17 protein-coding genes and 2 tRNA genes are annotated in these 17,631 nt (G+C 49.7%); 9 read left to right on the top strand and 10 right to left on the bottom strand.

Annotated elements, in window-relative coordinates; translation table 11 throughout:
• Nucleotides 1-67 precede the first annotated feature (67 nt).
• On the bottom strand, nt 68-1,261 hold the full coding sequence (locus EPD17_RS01665; protein ID WP_204743254.1) for an App1 family protein: 1,194 nt from the start codon (nt 1,259-1,261) through the stop codon (nt 68-70).
• A gap of 82 nt (nt 1,262-1,343) precedes the next feature.
• Here EPD17_RS01665 and EPD17_RS01660 point away from each other — a divergent pair, with 82 nt between their 5' ends.
• The 3 genes from EPD17_RS01660 to EPD17_RS19830 all read left to right on the top strand — a co-directional run bounded on the left by EPD17_RS01660 (nt 1,344) and on the right by EPD17_RS19830 (nt 3,561).
• Nucleotides 1,344-1,595: a hypothetical protein gene (locus tag EPD17_RS01660; protein WP_165929489.1), complete on the top strand. Its 252-nt coding sequence runs from the start codon at nt 1,344-1,346 to the stop codon at nt 1,593-1,595.
• A 281-nt stretch (nt 1,596-1,876) separates the two neighbouring features.
• Nucleotides 1,877-2,980 carry an NAD(P)-dependent alcohol dehydrogenase gene (locus EPD17_RS01655; protein WP_132051213.1) on the top strand — a complete coding sequence of 368 codons (1,104 nt, stop codon included), beginning with the start codon at nt 1,877-1,879 and terminating at the stop codon, nt 2,978-2,980.
• Between the two features lie 185 nt (nt 2,981-3,165).
• Nucleotides 3,166-3,561 carry a hypothetical protein gene (locus tag EPD17_RS19830; RefSeq protein ID WP_165929488.1) on the top strand — a complete coding sequence of 132 codons (396 nt, stop codon included), beginning with the start codon at nt 3,166-3,168 and terminating at the stop codon, nt 3,559-3,561.
• Here the strand turns inward: EPD17_RS19830 and EPD17_RS19825 are convergent.
• On the bottom strand, nt 3,558-3,737 hold the full coding sequence (locus tag EPD17_RS19825) for a hypothetical protein (RefSeq protein WP_162303945.1): 180 nt from the start codon (nt 3,735-3,737) through the stop codon (nt 3,558-3,560). The two genes, EPD17_RS19830 and EPD17_RS19825, sit on opposite strands and share 4 nt — an antisense overlap.
• On the opposite strand from EPD17_RS19825, the gene EPD17_RS01645 reads away from it, so the two are divergent.
• The 4 genes from EPD17_RS01645 (at nt 3,736) to EPD17_RS01630 (ending at nt 7,402) form a co-directional block, all read left to right on the top strand.
• Nucleotides 3,736-4,542, top strand: a complete 807-nt coding sequence (locus tag EPD17_RS01645; RefSeq protein WP_165929487.1) for a FixH family protein — start codon at nt 3,736-3,738, stop codon at nt 4,540-4,542. The two genes, EPD17_RS19825 and EPD17_RS01645, sit on opposite strands and share 2 nt — an antisense overlap.
• A 70-nt stretch (nt 4,543-4,612) precedes the next feature.
• A complete protein-coding gene (locus EPD17_RS01640) occupies nt 4,613-6,625 on the top strand; it encodes a TonB-dependent receptor plug domain-containing protein (protein WP_132051209.1) in 2,013 nt (670 codons plus the stop codon).
• 218 nt (nt 6,626-6,843) lie between these two features.
• On the top strand, nt 6,844-6,996 hold the full coding sequence (tatA, locus tag EPD17_RS01635) for a twin-arginine translocase TatA/TatE family subunit (RefSeq protein ID WP_114237467.1): 153 nt from the start codon (nt 6,844-6,846) through the stop codon (nt 6,994-6,996).
• Nucleotides 6,997-7,063: 67 nt separating this feature from the next.
• On the top strand, nt 7,064-7,402 hold the full coding sequence (locus tag EPD17_RS01630) for a hypothetical protein (protein WP_132051207.1): 339 nt from the start codon (nt 7,064-7,066) through the stop codon (nt 7,400-7,402).
• A gap of 93 nt (nt 7,403-7,495) precedes the next feature.
• Here the strand turns inward: EPD17_RS01630 and EPD17_RS01625 are convergent, their stop codons facing one another.
• On the bottom strand, nt 7,496-9,040 hold the full coding sequence (locus EPD17_RS01625) for an alpha-amylase (RefSeq protein WP_165929486.1): 1,545 nt from the start codon (nt 9,038-9,040) through the stop codon (nt 7,496-7,498).
• A gap of 383 nt (nt 9,041-9,423) precedes the next feature.
• Here EPD17_RS01625 and msrA point away from each other — a divergent pair, with 383 nt between their 5' ends.
• Nucleotides 9,424-9,915: a peptide-methionine (S)-S-oxide reductase MsrA gene (msrA, locus tag EPD17_RS01620; protein WP_175580771.1), complete on the top strand. Its 492-nt coding sequence runs from the start codon at nt 9,424-9,426 to the stop codon at nt 9,913-9,915.
• 297 nt (nt 9,916-10,212) lie between these two features.
• On the opposite strand, the gene EPD17_RS01615 is transcribed toward msrA, so the two are convergent.
• The 3 genes from EPD17_RS01615 to EPD17_RS01605 form a co-directional block, all read right to left on the bottom strand.
• Nucleotides 10,213-10,905, bottom strand: a complete 693-nt coding sequence (locus EPD17_RS01615; protein WP_132051205.1) for a PKD domain-containing protein — start codon at nt 10,903-10,905, stop codon at nt 10,213-10,215.
• 425 nt (nt 10,906-11,330) lie between these two features.
• A complete protein-coding gene (locus tag EPD17_RS01610; protein ID WP_132051203.1) occupies nt 11,331-12,659 on the bottom strand; it encodes a serine hydrolase domain-containing protein in 1,329 nt (442 codons plus the stop codon).
• 261 nt (nt 12,660-12,920) lie between these two features.
• A complete protein-coding gene (locus tag EPD17_RS01605; RefSeq protein WP_132051201.1) occupies nt 12,921-13,754 on the bottom strand; it encodes an HNH endonuclease in 834 nt (277 codons plus the stop codon).
• A gap of 367 nt (nt 13,755-14,121) precedes the next feature.
• Here EPD17_RS01605 and EPD17_RS01600 point away from each other — a divergent pair, with 367 nt between their 5' ends.
• Nucleotides 14,122-14,766, top strand: a complete 645-nt coding sequence (locus EPD17_RS01600; RefSeq protein WP_132051199.1) for an SGNH/GDSL hydrolase family protein — start codon at nt 14,122-14,124, stop codon at nt 14,764-14,766.
• Nucleotides 14,767-15,079: 313 nt separating this feature from the next.
• Here the strand turns inward: EPD17_RS01600 and EPD17_RS01595 are convergent.
• From EPD17_RS01595 to hflX, 4 genes are all read right to left on the bottom strand, one after another.
• Nucleotides 15,080-15,156, bottom strand: a tRNA-Asn gene (locus tag EPD17_RS01595).
• 31 nt (nt 15,157-15,187) lie between these two features.
• Nucleotides 15,188-15,261 (bottom strand) — tRNA-Asn (locus EPD17_RS01590).
• Between the two features lie 97 nt (nt 15,262-15,358).
• Nucleotides 15,359-15,712, bottom strand: coding sequence for a Rieske (2Fe-2S) protein (locus tag EPD17_RS01585; protein ID WP_132051197.1), 354 nt, complete (start codon nt 15,710-15,712; stop codon nt 15,359-15,361).
• Between the two features lie 42 nt (nt 15,713-15,754).
• Nucleotides 15,755-17,098: a GTPase HflX gene (gene hflX, locus EPD17_RS01580; RefSeq protein ID WP_240040703.1), complete on the bottom strand. Its 1,344-nt coding sequence runs from the start codon at nt 17,096-17,098 to the stop codon at nt 15,755-15,757.
• Nucleotides 17,099-17,631: the final 533 nt, after the last annotated feature.

Below are 17,631 nucleotides of genomic sequence, written 5' to 3'. Positions count from 1 at the left end.
ATCATCTATTGTCTAAAATCTATCATCTACTTTCCATCATCTACCATCCTCCATCCATCATCTCCTTCTACACTCCTTCCTCTTTACCAGATAGCTCTCCCTGATCTTGTTCTTTGTCTGCTTCAATTTCGGGCAGTGCGTTGGAGAAAATCAAACCGGTTGCGGCGGCATGTTCGGCAGCTTGCACGCTGTGTTCGGTGAGAATCATTTCCACGCCATGGCTGCGCAATTCGGTAGCCACGTCCTGCGCAATTTTATGTTTTTCGGGGATGGTTACATCTCGTATATAAATGGCCAGGATGCGGCCGGGATAGCGCTTCACCACTTCCAGGTAAATGGGCGGATCCTGTTCGCCGCTGTCGCCCACCAGCACAAAATTCAGGTGCGGGTACATATCCAGTATCTGCGCTATTTCCTTGAACTTATGCCCCAGGTAATTGCCACTCACAAACGAATCGCTTTGCAACCCAAAATCGCGGAGCAGCAGCGGCCCCGCCGGTATTTCGTTGTGGTCCAGAAAATCAACCAGCAGGTCATAGAGGTTCCATGGGCTGCTGCTCACATAAAAAAACGGGTTGTTGCGCTGGCCGTTGCGGCCCAGTTGCAGCGCTTTGTAAAACTCTTTCACACCGGGATAAGGCAGCCTGGTGCGGGCATTGGAAAGCAGCACCGTTTTGCCCATGGCCATCAGGTTGTGCGCCCCGGTGCGGATCACCGTATCGTCAATATCGCTGATGATGCCGTATTCTGCATCGGGCGGCGGTATCATGATTTCGGCGGTGGTTTCAAAAGGCTGAAAATTATGCGGCGTATACACCAGTTTCAGGTCCACGGCATGGTATAGTGATTCGGTGATCACAGGCTCCTCGGGGTGGATGTCGAACACAAAAAAACCTTCCTTATCGGTGGTTACAAAGTGTTCGGCTCCCTGCACATCAATCTGCACTTGTGCGCCGGGCACCTCGTTGCTTTCAAAGCGTTTGTACATATTTACCAGGTTGGTAAAAAGGCTGTCGCCTTCGGTGGCGGTGGCAATATTTTTATCTTCCAGCACCCGGCCGCGGACAAATATTTTGCGGGCCGTGCCGTAGGTGCGGTATGCAACAATATGTGCGGGTTTGCCGGCACTCAAGCGCTGGCGCAGGCGCAAAACAAGATTGTCGGTACTGGTATCGATGGTGCGGGCAATGTTCAATAATTTACTTTTCCAGGGCTGCATGCCCGTGCCGTTGCAAATGATGCACCAAAGGGTTGTGAACATTAACAGGCCAGTTTTCAACAGCCGCTGCAAATGGGCCGGCACAGCAATGTTGTAGCCCGTTTTTTGTACCTTGAAAAAGGATATGTTGACCGCCGAAAGATTCAATACACTCGATACCCTGGAGCAGGTAAAACTGGCCGTTCGGCACGATACCCTGATTGGACACCGGAGCCAGGGCCCGCGGAGCATGCACCTCTACGCAGTGTCCGACTTTTACGTGGAAGTGGTTTTTGTAACCAAAAGAAAAAGCATCGTTGCCGTGCATGCTTCCCGCGAAGTAGGCATTTTAGAACCTTACCTCAAACAAATTGACCTGTCGGAGCTTTTTGTGTAACTGCGTTTTTGCAATTTTATTTCCACTAAAAAATCATTGGTCGGCTGAAAGCGCGGAGCATTTGCAATCATTTATTGCAAAACATATGGCGCAACATCCTGTGCTGTTTACAGTGAGCAATTGAAACTGTTGCTTTATGCCGGATGACGCAAAGTTGCAGCAACTAAAGCCTCAGATGAACCGTCCCGCTGAACGGAAAGTTTGTATGGTTGTTGTATGATACCGGGCACCCCTTTTGCCCCGGTGCAACAATTGATGCGAATATTTAAAACAGCAACGATATGGACGCAACACGTACAACGCCGGAAGGTGTCACCACCGTTCCCGCAAAAGAAATAAAAGCATTTGGCACCGAAGCGGCCGATGCCGACCTGCAACAATTGCAAATCAAACGCAGGCAGCCAACGCCCCACGATGTAGAGATTGAGATCCTGTTTTGTGGGGTGTGCCACTCCGACCTGCACACGGCCCGCAACGAATGGCATGGTACCATTTATCCCTGCGTGCCCGGCCACGAAATTGTGGGCCGCGTGGTGAGTGTGGGCGACCATGTAAAGAAATTTAAAGTGGGCGACGTGGCCGCAGTGGGCTGTATGGTGGATAGCTGCCGCCAGTGCGATTACTGCAATGAAGGCCTGGAGCAATATTGCGAAGCGGGCAATACCGGCACATACAATTCGCCGGACAAATACTTGGGCACGGCCACCTATGGCGGCTATGCAGAAAGCATTGTGGTGGATGAAGCCTTTGTCCTGCGGGTACCCGAAAACCTGGACCTGGCGGCCACTGCACCGCTTTTGTGCGCCGGCATCACTACCTATTCTCCTTTAAAACATTGGAACGTGGGCCCCGGCCAAAAAGTAGGCGTGGTGGGCATTGGCGGCCTGGGCCATATGGGTGTAAAGTTGGCCAAAGCCATGGGCGCCGAAGTGATTGTATTTACCACATCGGCTTCCAAGTTTGAAGATGCAAAACGCCTTGGTGCCGACGATGTGATCTTATCGAAAGATGCAGCGCAAATGAAGCGCTACCGGGGCAAACTGCATTTTGTGCTGGACGCGGTTTCGGCGGAGCACGATATTAATGCGTACCTGGGCTTGTTGCGTGTAGATGGCTCGCTGGCTTTAGTTGGTGCACCGGAGCACCCGCTGCCGGTGGCGGCTTTTAGCCTGATTCCTTACCGCCGCAGCTTTGCCGGCTCTATGATTGGCGGCATTGCCGAAACACAGGAAATGCTGGACTTCTGCGGCAAGCACAACATTGTTTCGGACATTGAGCTGATTGGCATACAGCAAATAAATGAAGCGTATGAGCGCCTGCTTAAAGGCGATGTGAAATACCGCTTTGTAATTGATATGGCATCGTTGAAAAACGGGCAGGAGTAATTGAAAACATAAGTATGGTGTTTTAAAGAAGGTGTGTTTTGGCGCACCTTCTTTTTTATTGTGTAAAATGATGGAGCAAGTTATGCGTTGTTGTGTTGCAGTTTTCAAACAATGATTACTACACATCATTCGGTACACAACAACAATGAGCTTTCATATTGACAAAAATCACATCCTGATAATATGTGTTGGTTAGCTTTGCACCTGTAGTGAAGCAGTTGCGTTGTATCATATTGCTCCTTTTGCTGGCCATACAGGCATGTTACCCGGTGGCTATTTACTCCCTTTTTTATGCAAACAGGAGTTACATCGCCGCGGAGCTTTGCGAGAACAAAGACCAGCCGATACTGGAGTGTAAGGGCAAATGTTTTTTGAAAAAGAAACTCAGTAAAGCCCGCGAAGCTGAAGGCTCGAAAGAAGCACCTTCCAAGACGATTGAAATAGTTGAATACATTGCTGCGCCTGTTGCATTGGAGTTGCCTTTTTCCGCCGATAACGCAACACATTTTTACCCCGAAGAAAAGCCCAATCACTACGCTTTTCAGCACAGCGCTTCCTGCCTGCGGCCACCTGCAGCTTAACGCCCCTTTTTGTAGTTAAATACTTTATCCGGCACCTGCCGGTGTAGTGCACTGCTTTGTGCTGGCGGCCCATTAGTCTGCCCAGCGCGGCATGATGCACTCATGCTAAATGTGTATTGCACGCCGCTGTGCTGCATGCCCATGCCCCTTTCTTTCACCCATGTTTTATCAATCATGAACCGATATTTTTCGCTGATCACTGCTGCTGTAATAACACTCTTATTTATTGGCTGCGCCAAAGACAATATGGAGCCCAACAAGGATACAAATGATGCACTAAAAATTGCCGAAGGCTACGCTATTGGCGCCGGTGTGCAGGTACAGCTATACGCTGCCGCACCACTTACTACCGGTTATAATTCCGTTTCCATTGCCCTCACCGATTCGGTAAGCGGTCAATCCATTGAAGAAGCACCCATCACCATCATGCCCATGATGGATATGGGCACCATGAAACACAGTGCGCCGGTAGAAAACCCATTATTGAAGGCTTCCAACAAACGCTTTAACGGGGCAATGGTATTTACCATGCCATCGGGCAGCATGGGCTCCTGGACCGTGGAAGTAGTGGTAACTGTAAATGGCCGCCATGGCAAGGCAACGCTGCCGGTAACCATCACCGAGCCGCGGCAAAGCAAGCTCAAATCGTTTGTATCAAAAGTTGACAACAAAAAATACTGGGTAGCTTTGGTGCAGCCCACTGCGCCTAAAGTTGGTGTAAACGACCTGGAGCTGGCTATTTACGAAGCAAAGGGCATGATGGCCTTTCCTACCGATAGCAGTCTTGCCGTTGCAGTAACCCCCGAAATGCCCACCATGGGCCATGGTTCACCCAACAACATCGACCCGGTGCATACCGGCAACGGGCATTATAAGGGCAAGGTGAATTTTACCATGACCGGCTTGTGGTACCTCAATCTCAATTTTAAAAAGGGCGATGCAGTAGCCGATAGCGCCACTTTTTTTGAAGTAAACTTTTAACCCTATTAAAACAAGAGCCTGTTGCCCGCTTGCATCAGCGTCTTGTTTTCCATACATCAACTATATCAGCATGAAAAGCCTATACGCTTTCATTGGTTGCCTGCTCTTGGTGGGCACCGCCGCTGCACAGGAAAAAGACCTAACCGATTCGGTACGAACCGTGCTGCTGCAGGAGGTAACTGTGACTGCGCAACAAAGGGGCCAGCAGCAACACCTATATCGATATTTTACTGCCAACAAAGCCGCCACCACCGAAGACATTATGGCCCGCATCCCGGAGTTGTCCCTGGTGCGCCGCGGCAGCTATGGCATGGAGCCGATCATCCGGTCGTTCAACAGCAACCAGGTAGCGCTGCTGCTCGATGGCATGCGCATTCATGGCGCCTGCACCGATAAAATGGACCCGACCTCGATCTACATCGAGCCGGTAAACCTCAACAGCATGGAGGTGCGCACCAACGGCAGCAGCCTTCTGGTGGGCTCCTCGGTTGGCGGCAGTATTAATATGAAGCTGGCCGAAGCCAGCTGCCACGATGAAGGCCGCTTTTCGGGCAGCGCCAGCACCGGCTACCATTCCGCATCGCGGGCCTTTTTTAGTTCGGCCAACTTCAACTATGCCACGTCGCGTTTTGGCCTGCGGGCCACCGGCACGTACCGCAACAGCGGCGCCTACCGCGATGGCAGCGGCCAGCGGGTGCCTTTTTCGCAGTACGAAAAAGTAAACTACACGCTGCATGGCAAACTGAAGCTTAACGATGGCGCTTACCTGCGGGTAGACCTGTTGGCCGATGATGGCTGGAATATTGGCTACCCGGCGCTGCCCATGGATGTGGGCTATGCCAATGCACGGATCGGGTCGGTAACGTTTGTACAGGAAAGTGGCTGGCGTGGCTGGGAGCGGGCCGAGGCAAAGCTGTATGCCAACCGCGTAAAGCACTATATGGATGATACAAAGCGGCCCGCAGTGCCCATGCATATGGATATGCCCGGCGAAAGCCGCACATCGGGCATGTATGCCGAGGCGGTGCGCAGCCTGGGTGTTGGGCAAAAACTGCAGCTGCGTGCCGATGCATCTGCTACTATGCTCAAAGCATCGATGACCATGTACCAGCCGGGCCAGCCCGATATGTACATGCTTACTTGGCCCGATAACCGGCAGGTGCAGGGCGGTGTGGCGGCACAATACCAGTTGCGCATTGACAGTGCCACACAAGTGCAGGTTAGCGGCCGGGTTGATGTGACTGATTATGCGCTGACCAGCCAGGGCGGCAAAGACCAACTGGCGGTGTTTGGCTATAGTGGTGAGCAAATGGGCTTTGTAATACCCGCTCTATCGGTGCAGGTTAGCCGAAAATTATATCCAAGTTTAAAAGCATCCTTTTCGTTGGGTATGAATGGCAGGGCGCCCAGTGCCGGTGAGCTGTTTGGCTTTTACCTGTTCAACCAGTTCGACGGGCACGACTATATTGGCAATACAAAATTGAAAAGGGAAACTGGACAGCAGGCCGAGTTGACGCTTTCGTGGCAACAACAAAAATGGAAGGTGCAGGCCAGCGGATATATTTCAAAAGTGCGCCATTATATTTTTGGTAAAATAAACCCCGGTCTGAGTGTAATGACACCCGGTGCAAGGGGCGTGAAAACTTATGAAAATACAGCGCATGCCCTGCTTGCAGGCGGCGAAGGCAGCGTGGTGTATCAGCCATTTGCAAGTACCCAATTGGTCTCAACGATTAAATATGCCCATGCACAGGACAACAGGGGCAACCCGCTGCCCTTGATTGCGCCGCTGCGCAACATCAGCACATTGCGGCAGCATTTCAACGCCCTTTGGCTGCAGGCCGAAATGGAGTTGGCAGCAGCACAGCGCCGGGTAAGCATTGCCGCAAACGAACGAAACACCGGGGCTTTTTCGCTGGTGCACCTGCGGGCAGGTTACCAATTGCAGCAGGGCCGGGTGCTGTGGCAACTAAACGCCGGCGTGGAAAACATCCTTGATGCTTATTACCGCGAACACCTGGACTGGGGCAATATTGCCCGGCCGGGCAGGAATGTTTATATGCAGGTGAGTGTTGGATTTTAGCCCGCAGTGAAGTGTTTGTATAAATTGCCTTTTGTGCTTGCGGGCAGATCATTGTTCAACAGGAACATTTTCTTTTTAGTCTTAAGCATAACTTGTTGTGCTGTTGTGCAACTGCTGTGGACACAGATGGACCGGTTTTATCAAAATGAGGCTTTCAAATATTTCCACGGGCCAATACGTTATTGATTACTTTCATTCCTCATTTTAAATTGAATGGTATGGGCTTTGGCTTTTTTGAAATACTGCTGATCTTGCTGGTGTTGCTGCTGTTGTTTGGTGCCCGCAAAATCCCCGAACTGATGCGGGGCATAGGCAAAGGCGCCCGGGAATTTAAGGAAGGCAAAGATGGCCGCAAGCCGGAAAAGCCATAAGCAACCAGCAAAGGGCTTTCGGTTGTGCAACTTGCTATTTTTTGTTCAGGATACAAGCAATATTACTATGCGCAGGGAGTTGGGCAGGATTGAAGGCATACGAACAAAATTTACCGCCACCATTGCGCGGCTTGGAACCAAAAGCAATTTTAAAGGCGGCGCTTCTGAAACGGTTCTGTTTACCGATGTACGCAATGAAGCAAGCGAGCTGATGACGGCCCATGTGTGGTTTACCATTGGCAAACAACTGGCCACCGTGGTGCACCATGTGGGCAAAAGAGTTGCTTTTGAAGCCCGTGTAAAAGGATACACCAAAGGCTACAAAGGCCGCGGGCTGGAGCTGTTGAAACCCCAAAAAGAAGACTTCAAGCTCTCCAACCCCACGAACGTTGTATTGATCAAATAAAGACCTGTAATACCCTTTTTAAAGGATTCGGCACGGAATGACACTACTTCTTTGCTGAAATGGTAATCCGTATAGGGAAAATTAAAACAGCACTTATTCAGCCCCTTCGCTATTCAGCCCGGTAATACCGGGCACCACCAATTGCTCCCACAACGCCTCATCAATCCACACGGCCACGGTGCCGCCGGCGCAATAAAATTCCGCTTCACCCGCCTCGTTGATGGTGATGGTTTCGGCCGCGTTGCCAATGGCATCCACAAATTTTTTACCGGCATGCTGGCTGCCCACATACATGCACTTGTTGCCCGGTTCGCTGTTCGATATCACCACGGCACAGCCGCTGTTGGGTACCTCGGCCACGCCTTCGCGGGTCCAGCCAATACAGTTGGGGTGATCAAGATAATTGTGCTCGGGGCCGTAAGCGGCTTCTTTGCGCAGCTTGCACAGCATGGGCAGTGCGGCAAGGGCCGGCATCACAATGTGGTGCTCGTTGCCGTCTTGCCCGTAGTCGGTGTATTCGGCGCTGTACAGGTCGGGGTAAAAAATGCACGGATACCCTTTTTCGCGCAGCAAAATAAGCGCATAGGCAATGGCTTTGAACCAGGGTGCCACAGGAGCCTCCAGCGCCTGCAGGGGTTGGGTATCGTGGTTGGATACTAAAGTAACGGCCAGGTGCGGCTGCACATCTACCAGCGTGTCGTTAAAAATGGTGGACAGGTCGTAGCTGTTGCCGCTTTGCGATGCCTGGTGCAGGCGGTTTTGCAGCGGTGCATCAAACAGCGAAATTTTTCCTTCGGTAGCATCAATATAACGCTCCAATATTTCCAGGTTGCCCGGTGCCCAGTACTCGGCCACGGCAAACAAATCTTTGCCGGTTACATGCCGCATATGGCCCAGCCACTCGTTGAAGAACTGCGGCGCAATATGTTTTACCGCATCGAGCCGCACCCCGTCGAAATGGGTGGTGTCGAAATACCATTTGCCCCAGCGCTTCAGCTCTTCCCGTACATGGGGGTTGCGAAATTCCACATCGCAAAACATCAGGTAGTCGAAATTGCCTTTTTCGTCGCAGATCATTTCCTCCCAATCGTGGCCCCAGTCGTTGAGGATGTTGTAAATACCGTTCTCACCGCTGCGGTGGTCGTAATCCACACCGGTAAAACAGGTATGGTCCCACTGGAATGAGGAGTATTGGCCCTTACGGGCAGGATAGGTGAATTTTGTATAAGCTTCTATTTCGCAATCTTCGGAAATACAGGCGTTGCGGTCTTCCGGGTCCATCTTCCGGATCTGGATTGTTTCGGTTTCGTCGCCGCCACCCAGGTGGTTCAGCACAATATCTACATACACCTGTATCTGGTGCTCGTGCAGGGTTTTAATGGCATCAATATATTCGTCGCGGGTGCCGTACTTGGTGCGGATGGAGCCTTTACTGTCAAACTCGCCCAGGTCGTACAGGTCGTACACATCGTAGCCCACCGATTGGTCGCCTTCGGTGCCTTTATAAGCAGGCGGCAACCATACGGCGTTAATACCCAGCGAGGCCAATGTTGGTGCTTCTTCTTTTACTTTATTCCATAGGCTGCCGTCGGCGGGGTAGTACCAGTGAAAGTACTGCATCATGGTTCCGTTCTGCATGGTGGTTTGTTTTTGTGCAGGCCGTTATATAAAAAAACTGTGCTAGCCCGGCAGTAAATGGTATTTGGGAAACGGGCCGCAGTTGCTGCACGATGTACGTTGGTATGAAGTCATTTCGCAGCGATAGTTTTCGCCTCCTGTTGCCTGTTTTGTATCATCATTTTTATCGAAAGCAGGCTTTCCTTAAACGCGGTGTTTTTATTTAGGTAAACAAAAGATTGCACAGTTAGTCGCAGCTTATGTTACCGGTTACCCCAATTTTTGGTTTTTGTGTGTTGCCGTCCACAAAGGCAGGTGCCGCACCGCTGGCCGACAAAACGGCGGAAAGAGGAAGCGGAAAAAGGTTTGGCGCCAAACTTGTCGGATTACCCCAAAAAAATATAATGGCAAATAAACAGGCGATCCTTGCAGGTGGTTGTTTTTGGGGCATGGAAGAATTGATCCGCGAAGTGCCGGGAGTATCGGCAACAGTAGTAGGCTATACCGGTGGCGATGTGCCCAACGCCACTTATCGCAACCATGGCACCCATGCCGAAGCCATCGCTATTACCTTCGATCCCGAAGTGCTTTCGTACCGGAAGTTGCTCGAGTTCTTTTTTCAGATACACAACCCCACTACCCGCAACCGGCAGGGAAATGATATTGGCCTATCGTACCGCTCCGCAATTTTTTACCTCGATGAAGAGCAAAAAGCTACCGCCGAAGCACTCATTGCGGAGATGAATGCATCCGGCATTTGGCCCGGGCCTATTGTTACCGAAGTGGTGCCGGCCGGCGATTTCTGGAATGCCGAAGAAGAGCACCAGGCCTACCTGCAAAAACATCCCAATGGTTATACCTGCCATTATATCCGGCCCGAGTGGCAGTTGGCGTAGTTGTTCTTTGTGAGGGAGGTTAAGCTGCAAGCATCAAGTTGCAAGCTGCAAGTAGGAAGATTGTGTATGTTGAATTCACCTGTTTGCAATGTGATGCTATATCGGTGTTGACAACAAACAGGCATTTTAGAAAAGACCGGCTGCATTATGTAGCCGGTCTTTTTTTAAGTAACTGCATCAATGAAAAGCTGATGGTGTGGTAGTATGTTGAATTGTTTTTTTGAACTGTTGTCAACAACGGTTTGGACTCATTGTGCAACGGTAAAACCGCTGGACTTTTTTTAAATAAGCAACACGTTAGTATTCAATTTTCAGATCGGCATATCCTATTTCGTTGTCTGCATAAACCTGGATGGTTTCTCTATCTAAGTAATAGCTAAACCGATCCTGAACAGTCCATTGATTGCCGTCTTTTACTGCAGTCCATACAACTTCGCCAGCGGGCCTTACCCAAACCTTAATGGGCTTGCCTGCCGGGATAAACGAATAGATGTTGTACACCACCAGGCCGCATCCCATCGGGCATTCCCAGGCCAGTTCTTTAAAAATGGTTTCGGTTGCGCCGGGTTTGATCACAAAAACCGACACGGTATCGCTGTGCGTTTGGCGGTCCGTGCTGTTGACGCTAATCCCAAACAGGTATTCGCCCACTTCCAGCCTGGTAACCTTTGTTTCCAAACTATTGGGTTGGGCAATTTGATAGCTGGCAGGGCCAATGATTTTCGTCCACTGGGTGGTGAGCGGTCCATGATCGCCGGATGCATAAGCTCGCAACTGAACCGAATCGGCCGGGTAAGCAATGTGCAGGTTGTTGCCTGCCCACACCCGGAGCGGCAGCTGCTGGCTGGGTGGTGGCGGTAATGGCGGCGGCACTGGTATGGGTATGATCCTTGGCGCCCTGTAAGGCGGTTCGTCTTTGGCGCATCCCATTTGCAGCAGGAACAGGCAAGCAGCAATGGGTAACAGCAAAAGGGATTTTATTATTTTCATTACCGCAGCGTTAAGGTGTGCATAGAACGTATAAAATTACACATGCAGCAAGGGTGCAGGTAACAAATGCGACATACAGCACCTGGCGCAGGACAGACAGTGGGATTGGCGGGATAAAAAGCCTTTTCCTAGATGGCTTAAACAGGCGTTATAAATGTTGCTACTCTTGAAAAGAAGAAATGCAACACATCAGCTAAAAAACCAACGTGGTACACAGCGTTTCCTTTTTTAAACAGGCTAAACTGATATGCAATTTAAAACATCCATTCATCAAAGAAGCCCATGTTGGAGCATGGGCTTCTTTGATGAAAAATAAGAAAGGGAAACGTTTATCTAAGCTGGCAATACAGGCAACAATTTTACCTACAACATAAGGCCGGCGATATTTAATCAATTGATGCGGTAATTGCGGTTGTCCATCTCCGCTATTTAAACAACTGGTATGCTTTGCTCAGAAATTTCGGGTAAATGGTTTCACGCTTGGGCATGTTCAGGTAGAATAGCACGATCATGTTGTTTTCGGGATCGATCACATATTCGGTACCATACAAACCGCCCCAGGCATATGCCGTGTTCGACACTTCCGGTGCCGGCTTTTTTTGTGCATTGTACAGTTCAAAACCGAGCCCAAAACGAAAGCCCTTGCCACCGGCATTTTCTTCGGGCAGCCGGTTGATGGTGGTCATTTGTTCGATGGTTTCCGGCTTCAATATCTGCCGGCCATTAAACTCCCCTTTATTGAGCAGCATCTGGCAAAAACGGGCATAATCCTCAATGGGCCCGTTGAGCCCAATGGCGCCTTCGGCATAGGTTTGCACCGTGCTCACCGCTCCTTCGCTAAACATGGTAGAAGCCGGTTCCAGCTTGCCATCCACCAGGTTGTATGGTTTTACAAAACGGTCCAATGCTTCAGGCGCAAAATACCAGTCGGTGTTCTTCATGCCCAGTGGCTCGAGGATCGTTTCCTTTACATATTGACGCAGGGGCTTGCCCGAAATGCGCTCCACCATATAGGCCAGCATGTTGGTGCTGATGTGGTAATTCCATTGCGAGCCGGGATCGAAGCCAAGGGGATATTTGGCCAACGCCTGCATTTCATCAGCCAGGTACCTTGCGCTGGTATTGCCGCCGCCAGTGCGTTGCCCTGCAGGCGCTGCTGCCGGCTGTGCGCCACCGGCATTTCTGCCTGCTGCGCCGCCCTGCATGCGGGCCCTCCGCAGCTGTCCCACGGGGCCGGCATTCAGCCCCGAGCTGTGCGACATCAGGTGCGCAAAGGTCATGGGCGATTTTACGGGGCGGGCTTCATAAGTGCCGTCTTCGGCTACCTTGGTCACCACGCTGTCGGGTATTTCGGGAAAATATTTTGATACCGGGTCATCCACACCAACCAGGCCTTTTTCAACCAGCGTCATAAAGGCCACGGTGGTCACGGCTTTTGTTTGCGAAAACATCACGTAATAATCTTCAGGCGATGCCGGGATCTGGCGTTCGATGTCCTTCCAGCCAAATGCTTTTTTGTACACCACGTTGCCGCCTTTGGCAACAAATGCAGTAACGGCGCTGGCTTTTTTCTGCTGTACAAACGACTGCAACAGGGAGTCGAGGCCCGCTATTTTTTCGGGGCTGGTTCCCACTGCCTGTACCGCAGTATTGTATTTGAACGATTGCGGTACACCGGTGGTTTGTTTTGCTGTGCCGCAGCCCAACAGGATAGCAGCGGCTGCAATGGAGGTTAAAATGGTTTTGCTGTGCATATGGCGTATGAGTATTGTTTGCCGGTAAAAGGTAGAAATTTTAATTGTAGGTTTTACACTTATTGGTTAGTCTTTTTAAGAATGAGGTACGGAAGGAGGTAGGAAGATGGGGGGTGTGAGTATAAGGTGTAGTTTAATTTAAGTAGGCTAAAGAATCAAAATGGTTAACTAATTTTTAGTTGTTGATCAAAACACCATTTGGACACTTGCTGAGAGCCGTAATTGAACTTATCAAAGGAAATTATCTAGAGGAAGGACAGTCTACAATTTACTGTTCATTTGAATACGATGCCTATCGAGATAGACTTTGTTTTCCTGTGAAAAATTTTTCACCACTTCTTGGCCAGTTATACCTAAAGTCCGATAATTAGTTTTTGCAAATGAATCAGAAAATATGATTTTGCCAGTGTTCTCAAAGCTGATTAAATGTTGATCGAAAAGAGCATCGTAATTTGGGGATAATAAGATGCCATTACTGACATCAAGCCGCTCTTCATTATTCGCATCCTTCCAAGGCACGATATGTGATGCAATCAGTATTTCCTTTTTAGAATAGCTGGTTACAGCACATTTAAATTGCCATCTATACAATATACTTTTTCGATAGGCGCCTTGTCCCACCCTTGAAACTACAAGTCCTGTTCTTTCAGTTTCATTTGGAATATTTTGCTTGTAAACAGCTTCTGGTTCAGCTGTCAAAGAAGCAGGAATATCATCTCTTACTGAATAGGCTAAGTTCGCCCCAGCTCTCCTAAAAAAGAACTTGATTGCAGTTCTGTCTTTTCCTGCCCTATCCTTTCCCACAAAAAAGTCAAAGTCATTTAAAACCAACTCTGATTCAAATCGGACATAACCTTTCTGTACATAAATAAACAAAAACACTTGTTTTCCATTCTCGACATGATTCCTCAATTCTAAGTTTCCTTTTACAAAGCTCATGTCATTTAATTGGCCTTCCCCCGTGTAAGAGAAAACATCAGGGTTCTCCCATTGGTCCTTATAACCATGTTGGTGGCCTGTTTGTCCTGAAAATATAAATATGTAAGGGAAACTTGCAGATGCAGATATCCCACTTTGTCTATTGCCGCCGTACACGTCATGGATATTTGACCGCTTGTAAACTTGTCCTTTTATGTAATGTGGTTCAACCAATTAATTATCTGAGAAGGTATTAGCAATTTAAGTAGGAATTGTTCAATGATTTCCTGATTAATGCATTTTTCTACCGTTTTCTGTTTCTGAAATTTAAGCCGTTGTTGGTGTTCCGCCCAGACCGGGGCTGCAGCTGCACCAACAACCCTAGAGTGACCGTGAAGCCATGCGGTCACCGCAATGCGCCACAATAGGCAGCAACAAACTGGTACCATTCTTTGTACGTATATCCACCATGATGCGTACACTCTTGTTTGTCTGTTTCTTTAGTGCCCTTTTTTCCTGCAGTAAAAACACAGCAGACGCTGGCATGCCGGTTACTGCAGTAGCTGGGACACCCCTGCCTGCCGACTCCAGCAAAACCTACCTGGCATTAGGCGATTCGTACACCATTGGCCAAGCGGTGGCAGAGGGCGGACGTTTCCCGGCACAAACGGCGGCGCTCCTGCGGCAGAACGGCCTCCGCATAGCCGACCCGGTTTATATTGCCCGAACCGGGTGGACCACCGGCAACCTGCAAAGTGCTATCAACACACAAAACCCTGCTCCCATTTACGATATGGTATCACTCCTGATTGGCGTGAACGACCAGTACCAGGGTGTGGACACTGCAGGCTATACCGTTCGTTTTACCCAACTGCTGGAAAGGGCCATCTTGCTGGCCAAGGGCAAGAGGGATCGGGTATTTGTACTGTCCATCCCCGACTACAGCGTTACCCCTTTTGTGCCGGCAGCCAGTAAGCAAAGGGTCAGCAAAGAAATTGATGCATTCAATGCCATCAATTCCCGGATCACGACTGCCTATGGGGTTAGTTATACCAACATCACCCCTTCTTCCCGCGAAGGAGCCACCAATCCCACCCTTATTGCAGGTGATGGGCTACACCCCTCCGCCCTCGAGTATAAAAAGTGGGCAGAGCTGCTGGCACCAAAGATTATGGTCGCTTTGCAATGAGTGAAGCAATCCGGAATCCAAAAAAATGCCTGTTTGCCGGGGCATCACGGCAGGCGAGGAGCCTGGCTTTATAGTGTCGCCATAGAAAAGGGACTGTTCACTCCCCTGGTGCCCGTAAGAGTCCCGAATTGATGCGGGGCATGGGCCGCGGCGTTTAAGAGTTTAACGAAAGGCCGGAACCAAAAATGATAAGAGTAAACAATAGTACGGTTCCCGTAGGCATCCTGCACCAGAAAAGAACATTCACGGCAACCACCCTGGTCCGTGCAACATAAAAACAAAAAAAGGCTACACTTCTGTAACCCTTTTACTTTGGCTCCCCCTTCAGGACTTGAACCTGAGACCCTCTGATTAACAGTCAGATGCTCTAACCAACTGAGCTAAGGAGGAAAATATGTTTATCGAACCTGAGCTTTTAAAGCTCCCCCTGCTGGACTTGAACCAGCGACCCTCTGATTAACAGTCAGATGCTCTAACCAACTGAGCTAAGGAGGAATTTCCCTTTTTGGGAGGGCAAAAATAGGGTTTTTCAATTCTTCTCAAAACAGCAACGCCTTATTTATCAATAAAATTCCTGAAAAACCTATTGCCGCTACCATAAACCCAAAAAAGAGCCGGTTTTCAGCCCCACAAAAACGCCATTTTCATCCACCATCACCGGCCAGTGCTTTAGGTAATAACCTTCGCCCGACACGTTGCGGCCGTTTTTCATGCAAAACTTGTAACGGTGCAGCGGGCACACCACGTTGCCCAGTGCATCAATCCAACCGTCGGCCATGGGGCCGCTAGCATGCGGGCATTTGGGGGCAAACGCAAAATATTCGTTGCCAAACCTGCCAATACACACCCGCTTGTCGCCTGCCATAGCCTCGGCCAGGTTGTTGGGGCCAAAAGCAATTTCTTCTGGGCTTTCGGCCACCTTTACCCAGTTTATTTGATCCGCCATTTATTTCAATCCGGTTGAGCGCTACAATCCTGTTTGCCGCAATTAATAAAAAAACTCAGTTTTATACGGGTAGCGTATCCGGTACAATTCCCGCACTTTATCCAGGATGGTTTTGCGCAGCAGCTCAATATTGGTGCGCTCCAGCGCCGAAATAAAGATGGCGTTGTCGTTGGTGGCCCGCTGCCAGCGCTCTTCGAGGTCACGCAGAATTTCTTTTTTCGTATCGTCCTCCAGCCACTCGTCGAAGGTGTGCTGCTCGTACAGGTCCATTTTATTAAAAATGGTGATGATGGGTTTTTCAAAAGCTGCCAGTTCCTGCAGCGTTTTGTTGACCACGCCAATCTGGTCTTCGTAGTTGGGGTGCGAAATATCCACCACGTGCAGCAGTATGTCGGCTTCCCGCACTTCATCGAGGGTGCTTTTAAAACTTTCCACCAGATGGTGCGGCAACTTGCGGATAAAACCCACCGTATCGCTCAGCAAAAACGGCGTGCTTTCGTACACAATCTTGCGGGTGGTGGTGTCCAGCGTTGCAAACAATTTGTTCTCGGCCAGCACCTCGCTTTTGCTCAGCAGGTTCATGATGGTGCTTTTGCCCACGTTGGTATAACCCACCAAGGATACGCGGATAAATTCGCCGCGGTCTTTGCGCTGGGTGTATGCCTGCTTATCTATTTCCTTGAGGCGGTTGCGCAGCAAGGAAATCTTATCCCGCACAATCCGGCGGTCCGTTTCAATTTCCGTTTCACCGGGGCCACGGGTACCAATACCGCCACCCAGGCGTTCCAGGTGTTTCCACATACCCCGCAGGCGGGGCAAAATGTACTGGTACTGCGCCAGCTCCACCTGCGCCTTGGCCTGTGCCGTTTTTGCCCTGCGGGCAAATATGTCGAGGATAAGATCGGAGCGGTCAATAACCTTGATGCCCACTTCTTTTTCGATGTTGGAAATTTGTGACCCGTTCAGTTCATCGTCGAAAATGAGCAGGTCTATTTCGCGGCTCTTGATGTATTCGGCTATTTCCTGCAGCTTGCCCTTGCCCACAAAAGTGCGGCTGTCGGGGTGCGCCAGTTTTTGGTAAAAACGCTTTACGGTTACTGCTCCTGCCGTTTCGGCCAAAAAAGCCAGCTCCTCGAGGTACTCCTGCACCTGGTGTTCTTTCTGATCTTTCTGCACCACGCCTACCAGCACGGCCCGTTCTTCTTTATTGATCTTGTTCGATTTATCCAGCATATAGTGCACTACATTTTCAACGATAAAAATACGGATAAAGCGAGCAAAGGCCGGGCCACGCCAATGGCAGGTAGGAATGGGGTTGGTATTGGTTATATTTCTCTTTCTTCTTTTGCGCTTTGGTGCTTTTTGTTGGGTCTTTGTGTTTGTCATGCTGAGCGCAGCGAAGCATCTGAGTTGTGCAAAGAGTTCAATTGCACAAAGTTCAGATCCTTCCTTCGTCAGGATGACAAGGCAAAAGCGTGATGGCGTATAAAGACATTATAGACAAAGAACATCATTCCAATGGTGGTGTAGGACACTTAGTATAATCAGTCTCTGTCATGCCGAACTTGTTTCGGCATCTCCTTCTTCAATCAGCAGCTCAGAAGATTATAGGGGATGCCGAAACAAGTTCGGCATGACACGTACTAGGTAGTAAGACTTCGCCTTAATGGCGGCTTGGTATCAATTTAAAATAACGATTATTCAATAAAAAAGCGCAGGGTCGACCTGCGTTTTTTTATTTGAACAAACTAATGGTTGTTGCTGTCTTTAAAACTGGATGCAGTCACACAGGTTTTGTCATGACGGGAAACACTAAGGTGCGAAGAGGGAAATTTTAGCAAGAGCGGCTTTGCTAGAAACAAAATCATCGAGCTAAACCATTGCCATCCATGCAGCATACTGCTGCTTAATACTGTCCT

The sequence above is a fragment of the Pseudocnuella soli genome (assembly GCF_004347775.1).
Classification (GTDB): Bacteria; Bacteroidota; Bacteroidia; order Chitinophagales; family Chitinophagaceae; genus Flavisolibacter; species Flavisolibacter aquaticus.
This window is presented reverse-complemented; position numbering and strand designations above follow the sequence as displayed.

Bases quoted from the DNA above. Each gene is read 5' to 3' on its own strand.
- EPD17_RS01610 (WP_132051203.1), bottom strand. From the start codon at position 12,659: ATGCACAGCAAAACCATTTTAACCTCCATTGCAGCCGCTGCTATCCTG.
- EPD17_RS01665 (WP_204743254.1), bottom strand. From the start codon at position 1,261: ATGTTCACAACCCTTTGGTGCATCATTTGCAACGGCACGGGCATGCAG.
- EPD17_RS01600 (WP_132051199.1), top strand. From the start codon at position 14,122: ATGCCGGTTACTGCAGTAGCTGGGACACCCCTGCCTGCCGACTCCAGC.
- EPD17_RS01640 (WP_132051209.1), top strand. From the start codon at position 4,613: ATGAAAAGCCTATACGCTTTCATTGGTTGCCTGCTCTTGGTGGGCACC.
- EPD17_RS01630 (WP_132051207.1), top strand. From the start codon at position 7,064: ATGCGCAGGGAGTTGGGCAGGATTGAAGGCATACGAACAAAATTTACC.
- EPD17_RS01645 (WP_165929487.1), top strand. From the start codon at position 3,736: ATGAACCGATATTTTTCGCTGATCACTGCTGCTGTAATAACACTCTTA.
- EPD17_RS01625 (WP_165929486.1), bottom strand. From the start codon at position 9,040: ATGCAGAACGGAACCATGATGCAGTACTTTCACTGGTACTACCCCGCC.
- EPD17_RS01585 (WP_132051197.1), bottom strand. From the start codon at position 15,712: ATGGCGGATCAAATAAACTGGGTAAAGGTGGCCGAAAGCCCAGAAGAA.
- EPD17_RS19825 (WP_162303945.1), bottom strand. From the start codon at position 3,737: ATGATTGATAAAACATGGGTGAAAGAAAGGGGCATGGGCATGCAGCAC.
- EPD17_RS01660 (WP_165929489.1), top strand. From the start codon at position 1,344: ATGTTGACCGCCGAAAGATTCAATACACTCGATACCCTGGAGCAGGTA.
- msrA (WP_175580771.1), top strand. From the start codon at position 9,424: ATGGCAAATAAACAGGCGATCCTTGCAGGTGGTTGTTTTTGGGGCATG.
- hflX (WP_240040703.1), bottom strand. From the start codon at position 17,098: ATGACAAACACAAAGACCCAACAAAAAGCACCAAAGCGCAAAAGAAGA.
- EPD17_RS01655 (WP_132051213.1), top strand. From the start codon at position 1,877: ATGGACGCAACACGTACAACGCCGGAAGGTGTCACCACCGTTCCCGCA.
- EPD17_RS01615 (WP_132051205.1), bottom strand. From the start codon at position 10,905: ATGAAAATAATAAAATCCCTTTTGCTGTTACCCATTGCTGCTTGCCTG.
- tatA (WP_114237467.1), top strand. From the start codon at position 6,844: ATGGGCTTTGGCTTTTTTGAAATACTGCTGATCTTGCTGGTGTTGCTG.